This is a genomic window from Psychrobacter immobilis (assembly GCF_904846185.1).
Taxonomy (GTDB): Bacteria; Pseudomonadota; Gammaproteobacteria; order Pseudomonadales; family Moraxellaceae; genus Psychrobacter; species Psychrobacter immobilis_B.
Genome location: NZ_CAJGZQ010000052.1, coordinates 1 through 2498 on the forward strand (window position 1 = coordinate 1; position 2498 = coordinate 2498).

At 31.0% G+C, this 2498-nt stretch carries 2 protein-coding genes; both read right to left on the minus strand.

The genetic code is table 11. The features are described 5' to 3' along the window. Positions 1–606: 606 nt before the first annotated feature. A complete protein-coding gene (locus JMW94_RS14580) occupies positions 607–1662 on the minus strand; it encodes a DUF5991 domain-containing protein (RefSeq protein ID WP_201604884.1) in 1056 nt (351 codons plus the stop codon). Positions 1663–1790: 128 nt separating this feature from the next. Next, positions 1791–2315, minus strand: a complete 525-nt coding sequence (locus tag JMW94_RS14585) for a hypothetical protein (protein ID WP_201604885.1) — start codon at positions 2313–2315, stop codon at positions 1791–1793. Between the last annotated feature and the right edge of the window lie 183 nt (positions 2316–2498).

Here is a 2498-nt window from a genome sequence, read left to right on the forward strand (position 1 = left end):
CTCATGTCTTTGTTTTGGACACTTTTGATCACTTGCGCTCGAAAGTCTGCTGAATAGGTCATGTATTCTTCTGCCGTGTCGCTTATTTTAAAAGTATTGTATCTTATTTATAAAAGACTGACTATACCTTATTTTTATATGTAATCTTAGTGGATGCTGAAAATGCAAAATCTATAGGAGATAAGTCACGAATATTATTAATTAGTGCTGTCATATTTTAAAATTTTTTCCAAATTTATTGAGTTGTCAAAATAATTAAAATTTTTCCAATGTTCACAAAGTATCTGCTCATCACTACTGAGTTCGAAATCATCGCAGTTTAAGGTAGTGTTATTTTTAATATTATTAGATTCTTGGTTAACAGTGACTTCTGACTTCTGACTTCTGAGTTCTGACTTCTGAGTTCTGACTTCTGAGTTCTGACTTCTGAGTTCTGACTTCTGACTTCTGAGTTCTGAGTTCTGAGTTCTGAGTTCTGAGTTCTGAGTTCTGAGTTCTGAGTTCGCTAGGTTGTTGCAACCTGTTATTAGCAATATAATAATAGGTATAACTAAAGCTATTTTCCTAAAAGAAATACGCATAGAAAACCTTTGTATTGGCAAAAAATTACTCTATTTTTTCTAATGGATAGAAGTGATTATCAACTTCATCCAATGATATATAGTCATCATAGTATGTAACATTGATTGAATAGTCATTAGGTTGCTTGTACTTAATTTCACCAAACTTATTATTATTATCAAGTTGAAATATATTGATGTAGTTAGAATCATCATTTTGAGTTACAAAACATGCAAAGTGTCGATCTACTTGGTATCCCACAATATCAATCTGGCATTCGTCATTCGATATTCTTATAGTATAATTTTCTCCGACAGCTGTGCCTTTATTCTCAACAGTTTGGTAAGTGCTATAACCGTATAACCCTTGCCATTTTTTATCAATCTCAAATGACTGCTTGTTAATTGCAAGCATATTTGTCATTGCATTTTCATAGCAGTCAAAATTTTCATATTCGCTTTTAACAATACTTCTTTCAATGTCACCTGAATCGTTTTTCAGGAAGACTATCATAAATGGGCTTTCTTTTTGATATAAACTACAAGGTGGAAATTTAGAATAGTCTATACTGAAAATAATCTTGTTGATTATATTAGATTTCAAGTCAACTTCGGTAGACTGAAGTTTGTTAGAGTGTTTATCATCGACTAAAAACCTATTATTGAAAGTATTAATTTTAGCATGTTGAACAAGTAAGCAACTACTAGTCTCATTTAGTTCATCAATACTATCTTGACCGTCTGCATAAGGATTGCCATAGTTATTTGAAAAGCTATTTTTTTTATTTTGTTGATTAAACTTAGTCATATCACATGAATCATGCTTAAAAGCTTGACTGAGTTCACTTATTTCAGTTTGAGTGAAATATTTTGACTCACTATTACTTTGTTTTGACTCACTAATACGTTTATCTTTTATTTCGGTAGGATTTTGGGAGTTAGTAGGATTAATTGTTGGGTTTGACCTTAAATTATTTTTATAGTCCGAATTTTTATCACTATCTTTTTGAGCTGAAGTATTATTAGAGGAACAAGCACAAATTGAAACCGCGATAGATAATAATAAAGTAGTTATGTATGAGTTTGAGTTAGGAACAAACATATTATTAGCCTATCGTTGAATAATCAGGATCTTATTGTTTAAGTAATGGTCTGATACTTGTATGCAAATCTACTACTGTCTGGTTTGATAACTATCAAACCTATGAATAGTCAATTATTGTGTTTATATTAGAAACTAAAAGGACAATCTATGGCGTCTTCGTTAGCCAAAAAAGCCATTTGATAATTATAGATATTATTAACGCAAATTTCTGTTTCATCAACCGTTTTAAACTGTTCTGCTGTTTTGGAAATATTGTAAGTAAATTTTAAGATTTGTTCTGGACCTATGATTTCTAATTCATTAATTGTAAAATTTACTAAAGCAGTCTTATCTTTAATCTTTACTTGAAAGCTGTCGTTACCAAAATTGCTAGATTCAAACCCTAGCTTTTTCTCCTCTGGTGTTAGACCGTTTAAGTATTCTTGAATCGCATTCTTAAGTGGCGATTCTTTATTCACAAATCTAATGACATAGCCTGAGTCATCTAGATTTGGGCTTTCAAAATAAACTTTCACAGCTAATTTGTCTTTAATTGACTGCTTGCTCATTTTATTAAGATAGCTTTTATAGTTTTTGGTATATATTTTTTCGATGAGAGTATCAGGTTCATTAGCAAGATGAGGTTCTGTAGTAGCTATATATTCATCCACGAACGGCCATAGAAAATAGGATGAACAAGCATCACTTTGACATATCAAATTTAAATTATAGTCAGTCTTTTATAAATAAGATACAATACTTTTAAAATAAGCGACACGGCAGAAGAATACATGACCTATTCAGCAGACTTTCGAGCGCAAGTGATCAAAAGTGTCCAAAACAAAGACATGAGT

What these genes read in the sequence shown, in the direction of transcription:
- JMW94_RS14580 (WP_201604884.1), bottom strand. Translation starts at nt 1,662, where the DNA reads ATGTTTGTTCCTAACTCAAACTCATACATAACTACTTTATTATTATCT.